We start from the raw sequence: 18,626 nt of genomic DNA, 5'->3' as shown, positions 1-18,626 counted from the left end.
GGTCATCATCCTTTCACCGCCCCCATGGTGAGCCCGGCGATGAAGTGCCGCTGCATCAGGAAGAACATGATGACGGGCGGCACGGCGACGATGATCGTGCCGGCCGAGATCAGGTTCCAGGCAGACACCCATTCGCCGCGCAGATTGGCAAGCCCGGCAGTCACCGGCTTGACCGTATCGCTCACCGTCAGCACCACGGCCCAGAAATAGTCGTTCCAGACGAAGGTGAAGATCAGGATCGCGAGCGCGGCCAGTGCCGGACGAACTAGCGGGATCACCACATGCACGAGCGTTTGAAACGGCGATGCTCCCTCTGCCCTTGCCGCCTGGAACAATTCATCCGGCAGGGCTGCGATGAAGTTGCGCATGAATAGCGTCGCAAAGCCGGTCTGGAAGGCGATATGGAAGATAATCAGCGCCGCCGGTGTGTCATAGAGACCGATCCGCACCATCAGGTCGCGCACCGGTATCATCATGATCTGATAGGGCAGGAAATTGCCGCCGACGAAGAGCGCGAAGACCAGCATATTGCCGCGAAAGCGGTAGCGCGCCAGAACGAAGCCGGCGAGTGTGCTCATGACCAGCACCCCGATGACGGAGGGTATGGTGATCATCAGGCTGTTGAGGAAATAGCGCGCCATCGGCGTCTGGGTGAAGACGGAGGTATAGTTGTCGATCAGGCCGAACTGCGTCGGCCAGCCCCAGAGGTTCCCACCCATCACATCCTGCGTAGACCGGAACGACGTGAGGATGACGGCAAAGAGCGGGCACAGCCACAGGATCAGGATGGCGAGAACGGCGGTGAAATAGAAGCGACGCTGCCAGATGGCGTCTTCGGGGATCGGGCGCGGATACATCAGGCCCCTCTTTCTTCGATGCGGATGATCCGCGTGAGGTACCAGACGATGAACACCGCCATGATCACGAACAGAACCGAGGCGATCGCCGCGCCATAGCCGAAGCGGTAGGAGAAGATCGACTGCTCGAACATCTGATAGGCGAGCACCTCGGAGGAGCCGAACGGCCCGCCCTGAGTCATGACCGACACCATGTCGAAGGATCGGAGTGCGCCGACGACGGTCACGGCAATGGCGATGAAGGTGACCTGTGTCAGTTGCGGCAGAACGATATGGCGCAACATGTTCCAGCCCCTCGCCCCATCTACCATGCCCGCGCCGATCAGCTCCTCGCTGAGGTTATTGAGCCCGGCTAGGTAGAGAACCATGCAGAAGGCGATCTGCGGCCAGAGGGCGGCGATGACGATGGCGAAGGTCACGAGATGCTCATTGGAGAGCAGCGCCGGTGCGGTCGCGCCGAAGAAGCCGAAGATCAGGGCGAGCAGCCCCAGTTGCGGCGTGTAGACCCAGGTGAAAACGACGCCGACGGCGACGGAGGCCAGCACCAGCGGGATGAAGAACAGAGATTTCATCAGCCGCATGCCGCGGATTTTCTGGTTGACGAGAAGCGCGATCGCCAGCCCCAAGGGTGGTGCTGCCATGAACATGACCAGCCAGATGACGTTGTTCTTCAGGGAAACGTAGAATTGCGGATCGTTGAACAGCTCGACGTAATTGCCGAGGCCGATCCAGACCATCGGGCTGAAGCCATCCCAATCGTGCAGGCTGATCCAGACGCTCTCGACCGCCGACCATAGGATCACGACGGAAAAGAGAATAGCGGCCGGTAAAATCAGCAAAGCCGGGGTGAGCCACCAGCGATGGTAGCGCCAAAAAGTCATCATTTTATCCTCTATCGATATGGGGAGGCGGAGCCGCAGCCCCGCCTCTCGGTCGCTGGGAGGAAAGCTAGAGCTTGTAGATACGCTTGCGCGTACCCTCGAGCCGCTGCAGGATGGCGCTCCGCCGCTCGGGCTTCGCCATGAACTCCTGGAAGCCGACGAGGCCGGCCTGGGCCATGTCGGGATCGCTGTCGCGGTCGTAATATTGCGACGTGCCCTGTAGCGTCTTCAGTACGTCGACGGCGGCGTTGACCAGCGGATCCTTGCTCGGCGGCAGGTCGTTGCGCGGCGGGATATTGCCACCGGGCTCCAGATAGGGGCCGAGATTTTCCGGGCGGTAGAAGTAAGCCAGAAACTCGCGGGCACCCTGCTTGTTCTTCGCATTCGCCGGGATATGGACCGAATTCAGCGAAAATTCCTCAAAACGGCCGACCTTCGGGTCGATCGACGGGAATGGCGCGAAAGCGAGCTGGTCGAGATCCTCTTTCGGGAAGGCATAGCGGACGAAGGCGCCGAGGTTCATCATCCCCGCCTTCTTCTGCGCCAGAAGCGCGCCCGCCTCCTGCCAACCGAAAGAGGTATTGTCGGGCGTGAAGAAGCCTTGCTTGATCAACGTTTCCCACTGATCGAAGACCGGCTTCAGCGCCGGATCGAGATAGCTCATCTCGCCGTTCATCAGCGCCATATGCTTGTCGAGACCGTTGATGCGCAGGTTCATCTGGTCGAACCAGCCGGCCGCCGGCCACAATTCCTTGGTGCCCATGGCGATCGGCGTCAGGTTCGCGCCCTTGCACTTGGCGCCGAAGGCCAGGAAATCATCCCAGTTTGCCGGCGCCGTAGCGCCGAGTTGGGCAAAGACATCCTTGCGATAGAACATGCCCCAGAGCGTTCCTCCGGTCGGCAGGCCATATTGCTTCCCGTCGACGGTGACGGAGCCTGCCGTCGCGCCAAGGACGTCCTTGTATTTCTCCTTCTCGAAGAGATCGGAGATGTCATCGAAAAGGCCACGCTTGACGAAGGCGCGCATGCGGTTTCCGGAAAACCAGAAGCAGACATCCGGCGCGCCGGCGACGAGATAGTTGCGGATCGCGGTTTTATGGGCCTCATGGTCCATATTGTTGATGACGACCTTGACGCCGGCCTGCTTGCCGAAGTCATCGCCGATCTTGCGCAGGATCGCCAAGCCATCGGCGTTGCTCTCGTCGGAAATGATGTTGATGTCCTGTGCCTGCGCAATCGCCGGTATCGGAAAACCCGCGAGTGCCGTGGCGGAAACCGCCCCTGCTCCCTTCAAAAAGGTACGTCGGCTCGACGGCCTTCCAAGCAAATTGAAAGTCATTTGAATTCCTCCCGTTTTAACGCCTGTCTCCACCCTCAGCCGATGAGCAGCGGGACGCCCTCCGAGCGTTTTCCGTTTGCCTCCGGACGCATGGCCGCAATAAACCGCCGAGGCAGCGAATGTGCTGCCCGGATATTTGGGTTCGTGAAGCTGTGAGTCCCTTTATTCTGACTTCTTCGTGCTTGCACACGGCTGGATGTTGATCGACGGGTGAAGTTATGCATAAGTCTGAAACAGACGCAATAATTAATTTACAAAATTAAGAAAGAGAAATCGTGAAGCTGAAAGGCGACCAGAGTACCTCGCGCGCCATGAACCGGCGGCTTATTCTCAACCTGCTGAGGCAGGAGGGACCAAAGAGCCGTGCCGAGATCGCGACGATTACCGGCCTCAGCCCGGCCGCCGTTACCTTCGTCATCGCGGACCTGATCGAGGAAGGTCATGTGACCGAAGGCAAGGCCGTGGCGGGGTTCTCGGGGCGCCGACCGATTCCTGTAGAAATCAATTATACCAATGGTTTGGCGATCGGCTTTAAACTGATGGTTGGTTCCGTGGAGTGCGTTGTCACCGACCTCGCCACCAGCCCCCTTGCATCCATGCGGCTGACGCTTGCGGATCACGATCCGGAAAACGTCGCCAAAACACTTGCCGCGGCAGTTCCCTTGCTCGTGCAATATGCCGCCCGGCCGAATGCACAGCTCGCCGGCATTGGAATTTCCATGCCCGGCGTCATCGACAATGACCAGGCGACCTGCGTGCGCAGCCATCGCTTCAACTGGAATAATGTTCCCCTCGCCTCGATATTGGCGCAGAAGGTCAAGGTGCCCGTCTGGCTGGAGGATGACACGAACGCCTATGCAATCGCTCAACAGCTCTTCGGCGTCGGGCGGCAGCATCGCAACATGGCAGTACTCGCCATCGGCGTCGGTATCAGCTGCGCACTGATCATCGAGGGCAAGCTCTACCGTGGCGCCAATGGCGCCGCCGGCAAGTTCGGGCATACGCTGCATGAGGAAAACGGCCGCCTTTGCGAATGCGGCAAGCGCGGTTGTCTCATGGCCTATCATTCCCAGACCTCGATGCTGCGGACTTGGCGAGAGACGACAAATCGTAGCAATAGTGATGGTTTGCCGGAAATGCTTAATGCAGTTGAAGAGGGAGAGGCAGCCGTTGGCGATATCCTCAGAGAAGCGGGTATCGGGATTGGAAAAGCCTTGGCAAACCTTGTCAATGTCACCGACCCGGAAGTGATCGTCGTCGGCGGCGAAGCCGTATCGTTCGGCGAGGCGTTTTTCGAGCCGTTGAGATCAACCCTGGCCGCTCATACCTTTCGCGCGTCGCCGCCTCTGCTTCCGGACTGGGAGGACAATTCATGGGCTCGGGGAGCGGCGGCTCTCGTCACGCAGAAGTTCTTCGACTTCGAGACATCTGGCGGCACGACGGGAAGCACGGAGGCGCTGGGCACGACGTCGGCCGCGTAGAGCGCTACTCCGGTCTTGCGCCGCCCGCCCTTTCACGAGACAACCGCCATATGAGCGTTCCGACAAGCCACCCTTTTGCCTTCGATCCCACCTACGGCATGGAGCTTGAAAAGCTCCTCGCCATCAAGCCACCGGACGCACCGCCGGGCTTCGATGATTTCTGGAAGGAGCGATATCAACGTGCGATCGCCGTCGACCCGCAGCCGAAGCTTCGCCGCAGCAAGACGCATCATCCTGATTGGCATGTTTTCGACATCACCTATTTGTCGACCGGTTCGTTTCCGATCGGCGGCTGGCTGCTGCTTCCTCGTGAAGGACAGGTACGGCGCGGCCTTGTCGTCGGCCATGGCTATGGCGGGAGGGATCTGCCCGACTTCGACCTGCCGGTGAAAGAGACGGCGATATTGTTTCCTTGCTGTCGCGGTCTGTCCCGCAGCGCCCGCTCGCCAATTCCGTCGGATGCGGCTGGGCATGTACTCTACGATATCGGCAAGCCCGATCGCTATATCATCGGCGGCTGCGTCGATGATCTGTGGATCGCCGTCTCGACGCTTGTCGATCTCTATCCGTGGCTCAAAGGGCATATCGGCTATAGCGGCATCAGCTTCGGCGGCGGCATCGGGGCTCTGGCGATCCCCTTCGATGCCCGGATCGATCGCGGACACCTGGTGGTGCCGACCTTCGGGAACCGGTCACTATGGTTGAGTTTACCAACGGTCGGCAGCGCCGATTCGGTCCAGGCTTACCAAAAAGAGCACGGAAGCATGCTTGAGAGCTTGCGCCTGTTCGATGCGGCAAGCGCGGCGGCCCGCGTCAAGGTGCCGATGCTCATTGCTCCCGCCCTTTTCGATCCGGCGGTGGCGCCGCCATGCCAGTTCGCTGTAGCAAACGCGTCGCCGAAATTTAATGAAATATTCATTCTCGACGCCGGCCATTTCGACTATCCTGGTTGCATGGAACAAAATATACTACTCAACGAAAAGGTCAGACGATTTTTCGAGGTGCCATGAACCGCGAATATCTGCACTGGTACAGCCAGCGACTGCATCGAGACATGGAGTTGCTGGTGTTCGGTCATGCCGGGGCCAAGGTGCTGATGTTTCCGACGCGGGATGGACGGTTCTGGGAGTATGAACAGCTGGGCATTGTCGCCAGCCTGGCCGGCAAACTGGAAGCCGGAGAGCTGCAACTCTATTGTATAGAAGGTCTGGCGACCGAGAGTTTTTACGGATTGCAGCACCACCCATCCGAACGCATTCGCCGCCATGCCGCCTTCGAGGATTATATCCTGAACGAAGTTCTGCCGCTGATGGCAGAGAAAAATCCCCATGACTGCATCATCGTGCACGGCTGCAGCCTCGGCGCATTCCAGGCTGCAAGCCTCGTTTTCCGGCACCCTCACCTCTTCCGCAAGCTCGTCGCCTTTTCAGGTCGCTATGATCTGACGATGAAGGTTGAATCCTTTAGTGATCTGTTCGACGGCTATTACGACGACACGGTCTATTTCCACACTCCGACGCATTTTCTACCGGGCCTTACCTGCGAACGGCGGCTGCAGAGGCTTCGTGAGATCGACATCGTGCTGGTCATTGGCGACGCCGATCCTTTTCTCGACAACAATCGCCATCTCAGCCGGCTTCTGGCCGACAAACGGATCGATCATCACCTGCATATCTGGGGTGGACGCGCCCATCGGGCGGGCGCTTGGCGCGAGATGACGCCGCTGTACATATGACGAAAGATCCTCGCCCGCGCTCCTGCGTGCGGGTTTCCCCGCATAGCCTTTTATACCAGGCCGACCGGAAGCGGAGCGATTCGTTTACCGGCGCCGTAGTCGCGCTCGTGGGACCTTTGGTGCTGCCGTTCTCGGCTCAAGGACAGGTCGACTCGATTTTGCTCCACCAGACCGTCCGGATAGGTTCCGGTATCATCGGTTTCCACTTCCGACTGAGCGGTGACGATCTTCAAATTCATCGCGTTTCCTCCAGCGGTGACGCAGAACCCCTTGATCCTGCGTCGGCTTCCATTAGTATTCGCAAAAGTTGTTAAAAAATTAACGACGTCCGTTAATAAATTCGATTGCGTCTCATCGCGCTTGAAATGCTCGCTGGAATGGAACATTTCTGCCATTGCAACGATGAAAAGTCGATTTCGTTTTGGGGGACTCTATGGATCGCTACGAAATCACTGAGGGCCATCACACCCGAATCATTCCTTTCCCCAATTTCGGCGCCATCGGGCATCTGACCCCAACAAGGATCGTGGCCAATCGTTGCCGCTTATCCTCGATCAATCACTGTCAATTCGGCGAATAGACTGGAGTAGATCATGGCCACTGGAATCACATCGTTCGTTCTGGCGCTTATCGGGCTGGCGCTCGGCGGCGGCGGGCTATGGCTCGTCCTGCTTGGCGGCAGTTTCTTTTATGTCCTTGCTGGCCTGGCATTTCTTGCGACTGCGATATTGCTGTTCCTACGCAAAGCGGCCGCCCTTTGGCTCTATGCGATCTTCGTACTCGCGGCACTTGGCTGGGCGATCTGGGAGGTCGGTTTTGATTGGTGGCAGCTCGGGCCGCGCGGCGGCCTGATCATCCTGATCGGCCTTTGGTTGCTGACGCCGTGGATACGGCGCCCGCTCGGCTTCCGCAGCCTCGACGGCGTGCAATATGCCGCCAGTCCCTGGCCGCTTGGCCTGCCGTTGCTCGTAGCAATCATCGTCGCCGGTTACTCGATGACCACCGATCCGCACGATCTTTCCGGCGATCTTCCGACAACTGTTGCGGCCAGCGCGCCGATGGGCGGCGATGTGCCGAATGGCGAATGGCATCAATATGGCCGCACGCCTTATGGCCAGCGCTATTCGCCGCTCGACCAGATCAATGTCCAGAATGTCGCCAATCTCCAAGAGGTCTGGCGATATCAGACCGGTGACGTGAAGCGCCCTGATGATATCGGCGAGACGACCTATCAGGTGACACCGCTCAAGGTGGGCGACACGCTCTACCTGTGCACGCCGCATAATCTGGCGATCGCGCTCGATGCGGTCAGCGGTAAGGAGAAATGGCGGTTCGACTCCAATTCCGGAATGAACCCGGACCGCCAGCACCAGACATGCCGTGGTGTCACCTACTATCACGATCAGGCAGCAACAGCTGGGGCACCCTGCGCCGACCGCGTCTACCTGCCGACCTCCGATGCGCGCCTGATCGCGCTCGACGCGGCCGATGGCAAGGTCTGCACGAGTTTTGCCGACCAAGGTGTGCTCCATCTCGAAACCGGCATGAAGTACAATCCGGCTGGCTATTACTATTCGACCTCGCCGCCTGTCGCCGTGGCGGGCAAGATTATCGTCGGCGGGGCGGTCAACGACAATTACTCCACCCAGGAACAATCCGGTGTTATCCGCGCCTTCGATATCAAGACCGGCGCGCTTGTCTGGAACTGGGACTCCGGCAATCCGGATCAGACCACGCCCTTGCCGGTCGGGCAGACATACACCACCAATTCGCCGAACAGCTGGTCGGTATCGAGCGTCGATGAGACGCTGGGCTTGATCTATATCCCGCTCGGCAACCAGGTTCCCGACCAGCTCGGCATGGGCCGCAGCGCCAATGTCGAGCGCTTCTCCTCTTCCGTGGTAGCGCTTGATATCAACACCGGCCAGCTCAAATGGGTGCAGCAGTTCGTACACCACGATCTTTGGGACATGGACGTGCCGGCCCAGCCCGTGCTCTTCGACATGAAGAAATCCGACGGGTCCGTCGTGCCGGCGCTTGTCGCCTCGACCAAGCAGGGCGACATCTATGTGCTTGACCGGCGCACCGGCGCACCGCTCATTCCGTTCAAGGAGATCCCGGCTCCCGGCGGTGCTATTCCCGAGGATCACACGGCGCCGACGCAACCCATCTCGGACCTAACCTTCTCACCGCCTCCGCTGCAGGAAAAGGACATGTGGGGGATCTCGCTGTTCGATCAGCTTGCCTGCCGTATCGCCTTCCACCGCTACAAGTACGAGGGCCGCTATACGCCGCCGTCGCTTGAAGGCTCGATCATCTACCCCGGCAATTTCGGGACCTTCAACTGGGGCAGCGTCGCCGTCGATCCCGAGCGCCAGATCATGTTCGGCATGCCGACCTATCTCGCCTTCACCTCGAGGCTCGTCCCCCGCGCGGATATTCCGCCGAGAGGCCAGGATCAGAAAGGCAGCGAACAGGGCCTGAACCGAAACGATGGCGCGCCATACGGGGTCTTTATGGGGCCGTTCCTCGGACCGCTCGGTATTCCCTGCCAGGCGCCGCCATGGGGCTATGTCGCCGGCGCCGATCTCACGACCGGCAAGATCGCCTACAAGCACAAGAACGGCACGGTGCATGACATGACGCCGCTGCCCCTGCCCTTCAAGGTCGGTGTGCCCGGCATCGGCGGCCCGATCGTCACCAAGGGCGGCGTCGCGTTCCTGGGTGCCGCGGTCGACAACTATCTGCGCGCCTATGACGTCACGACCGGGCGGCAGCTCTGGGAAGCCCGCCTGCCGGCGGGTGGCCAGTCGACGCCGATGACCTACACGGCCGACGACAAGCAATATGTCCTCATGGTGGCCGGCGGTCATGGCTCGGTCGGCACCAAGCCCGGCGACTATGTCATCGCCTATCGGCTGCCTTGAAGCGGAAGTGGAGAGCAAACGTCGTTTGCTCTCCAGCTGCCACGGCTGCGAGCCATTTTTCAGCAATCCACCGCCGTCAATGCATGCAGATGACTCCCGGCGCTGCCGGCCGAAAAACTTTTCATAATGCAGTATATCTATAGAATTTACGCCCTTATCTTCGGCGCCGACATCCTGCACCCATAGGCCGCTGAAATTAGGAGAGCTCAGATGGATCTAGCGGTGCAACAGACGGATCGAATTCGCCCGGTGGCAGTCCGACTGGCGAGCGAGGAAGAGGCAATCGCGACGGCGCGCGTACTGGCGAAGCAATTCGCCGAATCTGCCTCCAGCCGCGATATCGACCGGCTGCTGCCGCATGCCGAACTCGACGCGCTCTCGCAATCGGGCCTGCTCTCGATCACCGTTCCCTCCGAATATGGCGGGCTTGATGTCTCCAACGCGGTCCTGGCCGAGGTGACCGCCATTCTCGCTGAGGCCGATGGTTCGATCGGACAGATACCACAGAACCATTTCTACATTCTGGAAGCCTTACGAAACGACGGCAGCGAAGAGCAGAAGCGGTTCTTCTTTGGCCGGGCATTGGCGGGCGACCGGTTCGGCAATGCGCTGTCGGAAAAGGGCACCAAGACTGTCGGTCACTACAATACGCTCATTACTCGTGAGGGGCTCGGCTATCGGATCAACGGCCGTAAATATTATTCCACCGGCGTCATTTTCGCGGATTGGATCACGGTGTTCGCGCTGGACGATGAGGAGCGACTGACCATGTCCTTCGTGCCACGCGGCACCGAGGGTATCGAGATCGTCGACGATTGGGACGGGTTCGGCCAGCGAACGACCGGAAGCGGCACCACGATCCTCAACAATGTCTATGTGCGGGCGGACGCGGTCGTTTCCCATCAAAAGGGTTTCGAACGCCCTACAACGATCGGTTCCGTCGGGCAGATCATCCATGCCGGTGTTGATCTCGGCATCGCCCGGGCCGCCTTTGCGGAGACGGTCGCGTTCGTGAAAACGAATGCCCGCCCCTGGATGAATAGCGGCGTCGAGCGTGCCTCCGACGATCCACTGACCATCGCGAAGGTCGGGCAGATCGCCATTCGTCTCGAAGCGGCGACAGCTGTCGTCGAGCGGGCCGGTCGGAAGGTCGATATCGCCCAGATCGACCCGAGCGAAGCCAATGTCGTGGCGGCGACGCTTGCTGTTGCGGCCGCCAAGGTGTTGACGACGGAGATCGCACTGGAGGCGTCGAACACGCTGTTCGAACTGGCCGGTACGTCGTCCGTCCGCGTTGGGCTCAATCTGGACCGCCATTGGCGCAATGCGCGCACCCACACGCTGCACGATCCCGTGCGCTGGAAATATCATGTCGTCGGCAACTATTATCTGAACGACGTGACGCCACCGAAGAACGGTGCGCTTTAGCCTTTTTTACGCAATTCCGGACGGAAAACCGCTACGCACTTTTCCTGGAATTTCTCTAAGCTCCCAACGAAAAAGCCCGTTCCGAAACCGGAACGGGCCTTTCTTCATGCATCTTGGGAGGATGGTGATCAGCTATAAAGGCTGACGGTCGGGATCTTGCCGTTCAAGACGAACTCACCGACCTCCTTGGCCTTGTAGAATACCGGATCGTGCAGCGTGTGCGTGCGGACGTTGCGCCAGAAGCGGTCGAACCGGTAGCTCGACGCGGTGGAACGAGCGCCGGTCAGCTCAAAGACGCGCGAGGTGATGTCGAGCGAAACATTGGTGGCGTGCACCTTTGCCGCATAGGCTTCCGCCGCCGCTTCACCACGTTCCCGAGCCGTCACATCCTTGCCCCGCGAAAGGGCGGCCTGGACGGCTTCGGCAGCGCTGTCGGCAAGGGCTGCCGAGGCTTTCAATGCGGCGGTGAACTCTCCGACACGCTCAAGAATATAGGGATCATCGGAAGCCTTCTCGACACCGGACGTAATCCAGGGCCGGGTCGTCGTCCGCACATAGTCGAGCGCGGCTTCGAGCGCACCTTCGGCCGTGCCGAGGTAGAAGTTGACGAAGACGAGCTGGATCAGCGGAGTGTTGAAAGTAGAAAGCACCGGTGGTGGTGCATCCGGCTCGGAGGGTGGCGCGATGAAGTCTTCCTCGTAGACCGGGAAATCGCGGAACTCGACGGTGCCGCTGTCGGAGAGCCGTTGGCCGATATTGTCCCAATCGTCATTGGCGACGTAGCCCGGCCGGTTGGTCGGTACGGCGAAGCTGGCGACCTTGCCATCCAGCGCGGCGTTGGCGTTGATGTAGTCGGAGATATGGGCGGCCGTCGAGAAGGATTTGCGGCCGTTGAGCACGTAGGCGCTGCCGCGCCGCGTAAGCTCCAGGCCCGGATCGCGCGGATTGACGGCGGCACCCCAATAGTAGTTCTTTGCCACCGTCTCGGCACCGAGCGCATGGGCGCGTGCGGCATCGTCGAGCGCCCAATAGATATATTGGCTATTGACGAAGTGGTAGCCGAGAAGCTGACCGAGCGAGCTCTCGCCACGCGAGATGATACGCACCAGCTTCAACGCATCGACCCAGTTCAAACCACCACCGCCGATCTGCGGCGCATGCAGAGCGTTGAGGAGGCCGGAGTTCTTGAGCCGGATGATCTCCTTCAGCGGCGGCAACCCTTCGCGATCGAGTTCGGCCGCACGCTTGGCGAAATCGGCGGAAATCTCCGTCGCGGTTGAAAATAGTGCGTCCCGTCCGGTGCCATGGCTGGCGGCGAAGACGACATTGGATTTGCTCATGTCCGAACTCCCGATCCATCGATCACTTGAAGTGATGATGCGGCGGACCCAAAATGGCCCGCCGCATAAGTCCTGTTGCCTGTTCAGAACAGCTTGGCTGGAATCCAGCTTGCCGTTACCGCGTCGCTGGTGCTGAAGGCTGGGATCTTGGCTGCCAGATCCTCGATGGTCTTGACGCCGGCTGCACGCAGGCTCTCCTGGGTCAGAAGCGTCGGCTTAACGGTGATCTGGTGCGGAACGTCCTGTCCGGCGATCTGCAGTGCCGCCGCACGGATGGAAACCGCGCCGACGACGGCGGGATTGGTGGCGGCCGTCGCGACCCAGGGGCTTCCCGGCTCGACGATCTCCTGGATATCGGCTGTCGAGACATCGGCGGAATAGATCTTGATCTTATCGGAGATGCCAAGGTCGCCGGCGGCAAGCTTCACACCGCGAGCGAACTCGTCATAGGGCGCGAACACCACCTTGATATCCGGATTGGCGGTCAAGACCGCCTTGGCCTGATCGGCAGTGCTGGTCGCGGTCGTGTCACTGACATTGCCGAAACGCGCCTTTTCAACGACGCCGGGATTGGCGGCCTTGAACTTTTCCCAGACCTCGTTGCGGCGATCGAGCGGGGCGAAGCCCGCGACATAGACGTAACCGGCGGCAAAGCTCTTGCCGTTGTCTTTCACCACCTGGTCGAGCGCCTGTTGCGCCAGTTCATGGTCGCTCTGCTCGACCTGGGGGATCTTCGGATTGTTGAGGTTGACGTCGAAGGCGACGACCTTGATGCCCTTGTCGAGCGCCTGCTGCACGACGTCACCCAGCGATTCCGGCAGGCCATGATCGATGACGATGCCGCTAACGCCGAGATTGACGGCCTGGAGGATCTGCTCGCGCTGCTCGGCTGCATCCTGGCGGCCAGGGAACACACGAAGATCGATGCCGAGCGCCTTGGCCTGCGCCTCCGCTCCAGCCTGATAGGCCTGGAAGAAGTCGCCGGCGGAGATATAGCTGATCAACGCCAGCTTGACGCCGCCCTTATCGAAGGGGGCCGGTGCGCCCGCGATGCCATCGGCATGGGCCGGCTGCAAGAAGACGAATGGAATGACGGCAGCCGACAGTGCGAGCCGTACGAGAGATTTCATCGTCGCGTTCCTTTTAGTCAATCGAGAGCGTCGTCTGATGGGCAACGGGTTCCCGGCGACGCGTCAATCTATTAGAAATAATCTCTATGTTTTTAGTAGAGTAAATGATCTGAATTTTGCCGCTTCCGGAGATTCTTTGTTCCATCTCCGGCTTTGTCCCGGAAATGGCGTGCCTGGAAGTTCGGCGGCGCCCCGGGGCATTATCGGGTGAAACCGGAAAAGACTGCATGCCCCTGCTCCAAGTCGAAAATCTGACGCGCAACTTTGGTTCGACGCGTGCGCTTGCCGATGCGACGCTGTCTATCGAGCGGGGTGAGATCGTCGCCTTGATGGGCGCAAACGGCGCCGGCAAATCGACGCTGGTGAAAATCCTATCCGGCTCGCTGGCCGCTGACGGCGGCAATATCCGGTTCAAGGGGCATGGCTTCGCGCCGGCGACCCCCGCTGAGGCGACCAAAGCCGGAGTCGTCACCGTCCATCAATCGACCGACCTTGTCGGCGCTCCTGGTTTGACGGTCGCGGACGCATTGCTGCTGCCGCGCTACGCGGATCACCGGATACCGTTCTTCGTTTCGCGCGCGGGCATCCGCGCAGAGGCACAAGCCATATTGGATGTCGCGGGCTTTTCCCTGCCGCTCGATCGGGACTTCGGCGATCTGCCGGCGGCAGACCGGCAATTGGTGGCGGTTGCGCGTGCACTTGCCGATCAGGCGGACTTGATGATCCTCGACGAACCCACAGCAAGCCTGTCGGGGCAGGAAAGCCGCCGTCTGTTTGATATTCTCCTGCGGTTGAAAAGCCAGGGGCTGGCGATCCTCTATATCTCCCATCGTACGGCAGATCTGGGTGCGATCGCGGATCGCGCGCTGGTCATGCGCGGCGGGCGCGTTGTCGGCTCCTTCACGCGCCCGATCGATTTCCCGGCCGCCATCGAGACGATGATCGGCCGCAAGCTGGAGTCGGCACGACCAAGTGCGCGCGATATCGGTGGCAAGCCGGTCTTCGACATGCGCAATGCACGGCTGGTGCCGAACGCCATCCCATTCGATCTCTCGCTTCGCGAAGGGGAAGTCGTCGCCATTACCGGCGTGCTCGGCGCGGGAAAGAGCCGCCTGCTCTCCGCGATCTTCGGCCTCAACCCGCTCGTCGGGGGCGACATGCACTTGGACGGTAAGCCCTATCGGCCGAGAAATCCGGCACAGGCAATTGCCGCCGGTGTCGCCATGGCCGCTGAAGACCGGCACCGCTCTTCGCTGATGCCAGTCGCCTGGCCCGGCAATTCGGTCGCCGCTACCATCAGCCTGCCGCATCTCCGCCGCTGGTACCCGAATGGTTTCCTCTTCGGCAATCGCGAGCGGCAGGAGGCGGAAAAGGCGATCGACCGTTTGCGGATCAAGGCTCCGGGTCCCCTCGCCTCCGTCTGGACGCTCTCGGGCGGCAACCAGCAGAAGGTGGTGCTGGCGCGTTGGGAGGCCGAACAAAGCCGGCTTCTGCTGCTCGACGAACCTTTTCAGGGCGTCGATGTCGGCGCCCGGCATGACATCATCCAAGCCATACGCAGCCGCAGCGATCGCGCCACGCTGATTGCCACCTCGGACCCGGAGGAGGCCTACGAGGTGGCCGACCGCATTCTCGTGATCGACCGGCATAGCCTGAGCCCTGTCGCCAGCGCTCCGACCCCAGACACCCTTGAGGACATCCCCGCATGACATCCGTTGACAATGACAGCTTCCCGCAGCCGGCGGAACGGGCCGAGACGGCGGCAGCCGCCGTCAATCCGATAATCGACTGGCTTGCCAACATCAGCGCCGTCCTGCGCTCCGGGGCGGTCTTCATCCTGCTCGCGGCACTTATCATCGGCTTCACGGCCGCCCAGCCCGCCTTCATCAACCTCAACAATCTCATGAGCATCCTGCAAGCGGTCTCCGTCGTCGCCATCCTTGGCGCCGGCGTCACCGTGACGCTTGCCGTCGGCGGGTTCGATCTCTCAATTGGCGCAGTCGCCGCCTCGAGCGTCATGGCCGCAAGCTACGCGATGATTGTCTGGCAACTTGATGTCTACGCCACCGTGCCACTGGTGCTGTCCTTCGGTGCCGCGATCGGCCTGATCAACGCCTTCATCATTGTCAGGTTGAGAGTGCCGGATCTTTTGGCGACGCTGTCGATGATGTTTCTGCTCTCCGGCCTACAGCTGATCCCGACCGCCGGGCGCTCGATCTCCTCCGGACTGATCCTGCCCAACGGCTCCAAGGCCGCCGGCAGCTACGATCCGCAGTTCCTCTTGATCGGCCGCTACAGCCTGTTCGGCATCGTGCCGGTTTCCGTCGTGCTGATGATCCTGGTCGCGCTAGTGCTCTTTGTGCTGACCGAGCGGACCCGCGTCGGCCGGCTGCTTTTCGCCACCGGCGGCAACGAAGTGGCGACGCGGCTGGCGGGTGCCTCCACGACGCGGCTGAAGACGCTGGCCTATGTCATATCCGGCACGCTCGCCTCGCTCGGCGGTATCGTCATTGCCGCGCGCGTCGGCCGCGGTGACGTCTCTTCCGGCGGTTCGCTGCTGATGGATGCGGTCGCAGCGTCGCTAATCGGTTTTGCCGTGCTCGGTCTGCGCCGCCCAAACGTGCTTGGCACCCTCGTCGGCGCAGTCTTCGTCGGCGTGTTGCTCAACGGACTGACCATGCTGAACGCCCCCTATTACACCCAGGATTTTGTCAAGGGCGCCGTGCTCGTCGGAGCGCTCGCCCTGACCTACGGCCTCGGCCGCGCCAATCCCTGACATCCCGCCCTTACCTCCGACCCCACAAGGAGCAGAAAATGAGCCGCGAAATCAGGCTGAACGCCTTTGACATGAATTGCGTCGGACACCAGTCGCCCGGCCTCTGGCGGCATCCGCGCGATCAGTCGTGGAAGTACAAGGACCTCGACTACTGGGTGCATCTCGCCAAGACGCTGGAGCGCGGCAAGTTCGACGGCCTGTTCATCGCCGACGTGCTCGGGGTCTATGATGTGCTGAACGGCAATGTCGATGCAGCTCTTCGCCATTCGGCGCAGGTGCCGGTCAACGATCCGCTGCAGCTCATTCCGACCATGGCCTATGTCACCGAGCATCTCGGCTTCGGGCTGACGGCGTCGCTTTCCTTCGAGCATCCCTATACCTTCGCCCGCCGTATCTCGACGCTCGACCATCTGACCAAAGGCCGCGTCGGCTGGAATATCGTCACCTCCTATTTGAACAGCGGCGCGCTGAATGTCGGCCAGGCGGCGCAGACGAAGCATGACGATCGCTACGACCTTGCCGAGGAATATCTCGAGGTCTGCTACAAGCTCTGGGAAGGAAGCTGGGAGGACGATGCCGTGGTGCGTGACCGCGAGGCTGGTATCTTCACCCATCCGGAAAAGGTTCATCCGATCCATCATGTCGGCAAGCAATTCACCGTGCCGGGCATTCATCTGAGCGAGCCGTCGCCGCAGCGCACGCCTGTCCTCTACCAGGCCGGTGCCTCAAGCCGCGGCAAGGATTTCGCCGGCGCACATGCCGAATGCATCTTCGTCGCCGCACCGTCGAAGCCGGTGCTGAAGCGCTACGTCGCCAATGTCCGCGAGGCGGCAGCCAAGGCCGGGCGCAATCCGCGCGAAATCCTCGCCTTCAACCTGCAGACGGTCATCCTCGGCGAGACGGATGCGGACGCGAAAAAGAAGTTCGACGAATATCGCAAATATGTCTCCTACGAAGGCGCGCAGACGCTGATTTCCGGCTGGACAGGCATCGATTTCGGCCAGTTCGCGCCTGACGAACCGCTGAGGCACCGCTATACCAACGCCGTGCAATCGGCCGTCGAAACCTTCACCACCATCGATCCGGACAAGGTCTGGACCGTGCGCGAGATGGCGGACTGGGTCGGCATCGGTGGCTTCGGCCCGGTCTTCGTCGGCTCGCCGGAAACGGTCGCTGATCTTCTGCAGGAATGGGTTGAGGATACAGATGTGGATGGCTTCAACCTCGCCTATGCCGTGACGCCGGAAAGCTTTGAGGATGCCGTCAACCTGCTCGTGCCGGAGCTGCAGAAGCGCGGCGTCTACAAGACCGACTATCGCCAGGGAACGCTGCGGGAAAAGCTAGGCGGCAAGGGGCCACGGCTGCAGGCGCCGCATCCGGGCGCCAGCTATCGGAACTTGAACGAGGAGCGGATCGCAAGGGCCGTGGCGAGATAGCGGCGCAACCGCACCGCTATCTCTTGGCCTACCCAACCGCGTGGCGGATGGTCTTCGAAATGCGCAGCAGGAAGGCAGGCCTCGACGAGGCGACGAGCTTCCACGACAGCACTGCTTTCGCCATGCGCCGGGGAAGGACGCCGACGGACAGAAACCACGCCGCGAGCACCGCGCGGCGGCGTAGGGATGCATTCATTTCCATACTGGCCACGGCGCCGGCGGTGCCGAGGGTAAATCTGGAATCGCTGGTCATCGGATGCTTCGAGCTATCCATGCAGAGCGACGCCAGACGCTCTTCCAGATGGACGGGATCATGGAGGTTGACGTCCTGCGGCACTGTCAGACCAACTTCGGCGGCCTGATCCGATAGAGCATCCATACGGTGAAAATCATGCTCCATGCGCCAGCGTGCGCGTTGGCCGAGCTTCTCCGCGAAGACCGAATGATTGGCGCCATGAATGCGGTAGGCGCCGAGACAGGTCTCGATCGACGTTACCTTTCCATGGAGAGGCGCCACGGTTACGAGATAGCCATCGGCCCCCTGTCGGAAATCTGTCTCCGGAACCGGCATGACCGCTTCCAAAACCGTGCGCTTGAAAGCGAGGCCGCTGGTGACGGTGGTCTGGTAACGTCCTCTCTGCAACAGTTTCGAGGTGACGTCGCCGGAATCGAACGGCAGCTCAGAAGGCGGAAAGATATCTTTGACCTGCTGGTCCTCGTCGACGAGGTGCAATCGGAATTGCACCTGGACTGTGTCGTCTTCCCAAGCATTGACGATTTCGGACACCGCATTCGGGTAGAGATAATCGTCGGCGTCAAGAAAGAGGACGATCTCACCGCTGCTTGCGGCAAAACCGGTATTGAACGCGCCGCCGTGCCCGCCATTGGCTTCTTTCAGGCACGCCTTGATGCTTGATCCGTAGGAAGCAATGACCTCGGCGGAGTTATCGGTAGAGGCATCGTCGACGACGATGAGCTCCACATTGTCGTAGTCCTGCTCCAACGCGCTGCCGACAGCGCGGCGGAGGAAGCGTGCGTAATTGTAGTTCGAGATGATGATGGAAACTGAAGCACGGTCTGGGATGGAGTGCATCGCATTGAACCTCGCAATTCTGCTTTGGTCGCGGCGAACCTTCTCATTCAGGTCCTTGGAAAAACCCGTTTCGGGAAGCACAGCTCCTCAACATGGAGAAGCTGTTGTCACGGACGTGCTGCCCGACGGGTGGCGAAGACGAAGTCTGAACTTGTCTGTACTGTTGCCAGACTTGGCAGCTTTGTGGCTTTTGAATGGCAATG

15 protein-coding genes are annotated in these 18,626 nt (G+C 60.6%); 8 read left to right on the top strand and 7 right to left on the bottom strand.

Going from position 1 to position 18,626, the window contains the following annotated elements; all coding sequences use genetic code 11:
• Positions 1 to 5: 5 nt before the first annotated feature.
• The 3 genes from PMI03_RS31850 to PMI03_RS21940 all read right to left on the bottom strand — a co-directional run bounded on the left by PMI03_RS31850 (position 6) and on the right by PMI03_RS21940 (position 3,077).
• A complete protein-coding gene (locus PMI03_RS31850) occupies positions 6 to 857 on the bottom strand; it encodes a carbohydrate ABC transporter permease (RefSeq protein WP_007698145.1) in 852 nt (283 codons plus the stop codon).
• Positions 857 to 1,741, bottom strand: a complete 885-nt coding sequence (locus tag PMI03_RS21945) for a carbohydrate ABC transporter permease (protein ID WP_007698142.1) — start codon at positions 1,739 to 1,741, stop codon at positions 857 to 859. The genes PMI03_RS31850 and PMI03_RS21945 overlap by 1 nt, the downstream gene beginning before the upstream one ends.
• Before the next feature lie 64 nt (positions 1,742 to 1,805).
• On the bottom strand, positions 1,806 to 3,077 hold the full coding sequence (locus PMI03_RS21940) for an ABC transporter substrate-binding protein (protein WP_007698139.1): 1,272 nt from the start codon (positions 3,075 to 3,077) through the stop codon (positions 1,806 to 1,808).
• A 275-nt stretch (positions 3,078 to 3,352) separates the two neighbouring features.
• Between PMI03_RS21940 and PMI03_RS21935 the strand changes: the two genes are divergently transcribed.
• Genes PMI03_RS21935 through PMI03_RS21925 form a run of 3 tightly spaced genes read left to right on the top strand, consistent with a single transcriptional unit; the run spans position 3,353 to position 6,293 of the window.
• Positions 3,353 to 4,558 (top strand): ROK family transcriptional regulator, encoded by a 1,206-nt coding sequence (locus PMI03_RS21935; RefSeq protein WP_007698130.1) that lies wholly within the window; start codon positions 3,353 to 3,355, stop codon positions 4,556 to 4,558.
• A gap of 50 nt (positions 4,559 to 4,608) precedes the next feature.
• Positions 4,609 to 5,568 (top strand): acetylxylan esterase, encoded by a 960-nt coding sequence (locus tag PMI03_RS21930; protein WP_007698128.1) that lies wholly within the window; start codon positions 4,609 to 4,611, stop codon positions 5,566 to 5,568.
• On the top strand, positions 5,565 to 6,293 hold the full coding sequence (locus tag PMI03_RS21925) for an esterase family protein (protein WP_007698126.1): 729 nt from the start codon (positions 5,565 to 5,567) through the stop codon (positions 6,291 to 6,293). The genes PMI03_RS21930 and PMI03_RS21925 overlap by 4 nt, the downstream gene beginning before the upstream one ends.
• A 50-nt stretch (positions 6,294 to 6,343) precedes the next feature.
• Here PMI03_RS21925 and PMI03_RS21920 read toward each other — a convergent pair whose 3' ends face one another.
• Complete coding sequence (locus PMI03_RS21920; protein WP_007698123.1) at positions 6,344 to 6,532, bottom strand: hypothetical protein; 189 nt, start codon at positions 6,530 to 6,532, stop codon at positions 6,344 to 6,346.
• A gap of 354 nt (positions 6,533 to 6,886) precedes the next feature.
• Here PMI03_RS21920 and PMI03_RS21915 point away from each other — a divergent pair, with 354 nt between their 5' ends.
• Both PMI03_RS21915 and PMI03_RS21910 read left to right on the top strand, forming a co-directional pair.
• Positions 6,887 to 9,220, top strand: a complete 2,334-nt coding sequence (locus PMI03_RS21915; protein WP_007698121.1) for a glucose/quinate/shikimate family membrane-bound PQQ-dependent dehydrogenase — start codon at positions 6,887 to 6,889, stop codon at positions 9,218 to 9,220.
• Between the two features lie 210 nt (positions 9,221 to 9,430).
• A complete protein-coding gene (locus PMI03_RS21910) occupies positions 9,431 to 10,648 on the top strand; it encodes an SfnB family sulfur acquisition oxidoreductase (RefSeq protein ID WP_007698119.1) in 1,218 nt (405 codons plus the stop codon).
• Positions 10,649 to 10,776: 128 nt separating this feature from the next.
• Here PMI03_RS21910 and PMI03_RS21905 read toward each other — a convergent pair whose 3' ends face one another.
• Both PMI03_RS21905 and PMI03_RS21900 read right to left on the bottom strand, forming a co-directional pair.
• Positions 10,777 to 11,988 carry an acyl-CoA dehydrogenase family protein gene (locus PMI03_RS21905; RefSeq protein ID WP_007698116.1) on the bottom strand — a complete coding sequence of 404 codons (1,212 nt, stop codon included), beginning with the start codon at positions 11,986 to 11,988 and terminating at the stop codon, positions 10,777 to 10,779.
• An 83-nt stretch (positions 11,989 to 12,071) separates the two neighbouring features.
• A complete protein-coding gene (locus PMI03_RS21900; RefSeq protein WP_007698113.1) occupies positions 12,072 to 13,118 on the bottom strand; it encodes a substrate-binding domain-containing protein in 1,047 nt (348 codons plus the stop codon).
• 227 nt (positions 13,119 to 13,345) lie between these two features.
• Between PMI03_RS21900 and PMI03_RS21895 the strand changes: the two genes are divergently transcribed.
• The 3 genes from PMI03_RS21895 to PMI03_RS21885 are packed head-to-tail and all read left to right on the top strand — an operon-like array spanning position 13,346 to position 17,330.
• A complete protein-coding gene (locus PMI03_RS21895; protein ID WP_007698111.1) occupies positions 13,346 to 14,827 on the top strand; it encodes a sugar ABC transporter ATP-binding protein in 1,482 nt (493 codons plus the stop codon).
• On the top strand, positions 14,824 to 15,894 hold the full coding sequence (locus tag PMI03_RS21890; protein WP_007698110.1) for an ABC transporter permease: 1,071 nt from the start codon (positions 14,824 to 14,826) through the stop codon (positions 15,892 to 15,894). Before PMI03_RS21895 ends, PMI03_RS21890 begins: the two co-directional genes overlap by 4 nt.
• A 38-nt stretch (positions 15,895 to 15,932) precedes the next feature.
• The gene (locus PMI03_RS21885; RefSeq protein WP_007698109.1) at positions 15,933 to 17,330 is read left to right on the top strand and encodes an LLM class flavin-dependent oxidoreductase; all 1,398 of its coding nucleotides are present in this window, start codon (positions 15,933 to 15,935) and stop codon (positions 17,328 to 17,330) included.
• A gap of 28 nt (positions 17,331 to 17,358) precedes the next feature.
• Here PMI03_RS21885 and PMI03_RS21880 read toward each other — a convergent pair whose 3' ends face one another.
• Positions 17,359 to 18,423, bottom strand: coding sequence for a glycosyltransferase (locus tag PMI03_RS21880; RefSeq protein WP_007698108.1), 1,065 nt, complete (start codon positions 18,421 to 18,423; stop codon positions 17,359 to 17,361).
• Positions 18,424 to 18,626 lie beyond the last annotated feature (203 nt).

The sequence above is a fragment of the Rhizobium sp. AP16 genome (assembly GCF_000281735.1).
GTDB classification, from domain to species: domain Bacteria; phylum Pseudomonadota; class Alphaproteobacteria; order Rhizobiales; family Rhizobiaceae; genus Rhizobium; species Rhizobium rhizogenes.
This window is presented reverse-complemented; position numbering and strand designations above follow the sequence as displayed.

Bases quoted from the DNA above. Each gene is read 5' to 3' on its own strand.
- PMI03_RS31850 (WP_007698145.1), bottom strand. From the start codon at position 857: ATGTATCCGCGCCCGATCCCCGAAGACGCCATCTGGCAGCGTCGCTTC.
- PMI03_RS21945 (WP_007698142.1), bottom strand. From the start codon at position 1,741: ATGATGACTTTTTGGCGCTACCATCGCTGGTGGCTCACCCCGGCTTTG.
- PMI03_RS21940 (WP_007698139.1), bottom strand. From the start codon at position 3,077: ATGACTTTCAATTTGCTTGGAAGGCCGTCGAGCCGACGTACCTTTTTG.
- PMI03_RS21930 (WP_007698128.1), top strand. From the start codon at position 4,609: ATGAGCGTTCCGACAAGCCACCCTTTTGCCTTCGATCCCACCTACGGC.
- PMI03_RS21925 (WP_007698126.1), top strand. From the start codon at position 5,565: ATGAACCGCGAATATCTGCACTGGTACAGCCAGCGACTGCATCGAGAC.
- PMI03_RS21920 (WP_007698123.1), bottom strand. From the start codon at position 6,532: ATGAATTTGAAGATCGTCACCGCTCAGTCGGAAGTGGAAACCGATGAT.
- PMI03_RS21915 (WP_007698121.1), top strand. From the start codon at position 6,887: ATGGCCACTGGAATCACATCGTTCGTTCTGGCGCTTATCGGGCTGGCG.
- PMI03_RS21910 (WP_007698119.1), top strand. From the start codon at position 9,431: ATGGATCTAGCGGTGCAACAGACGGATCGAATTCGCCCGGTGGCAGTC.
- PMI03_RS21905 (WP_007698116.1), bottom strand. From the start codon at position 11,988: ATGAGCAAATCCAATGTCGTCTTCGCCGCCAGCCATGGCACCGGACGG.
- PMI03_RS21900 (WP_007698113.1), bottom strand. From the start codon at position 13,118: ATGAAATCTCTCGTACGGCTCGCACTGTCGGCTGCCGTCATTCCATTC.
- PMI03_RS21895 (WP_007698111.1), top strand. From the start codon at position 13,346: ATGCCCCTGCTCCAAGTCGAAAATCTGACGCGCAACTTTGGTTCGACG.
- PMI03_RS21890 (WP_007698110.1), top strand. From the start codon at position 14,824: ATGACATCCGTTGACAATGACAGCTTCCCGCAGCCGGCGGAACGGGCC.
- PMI03_RS21885 (WP_007698109.1), top strand. From the start codon at position 15,933: ATGAGCCGCGAAATCAGGCTGAACGCCTTTGACATGAATTGCGTCGGA.
- PMI03_RS21880 (WP_007698108.1), bottom strand. From the start codon at position 18,423: ATGCACTCCATCCCAGACCGTGCTTCAGTTTCCATCATCATCTCGAAC.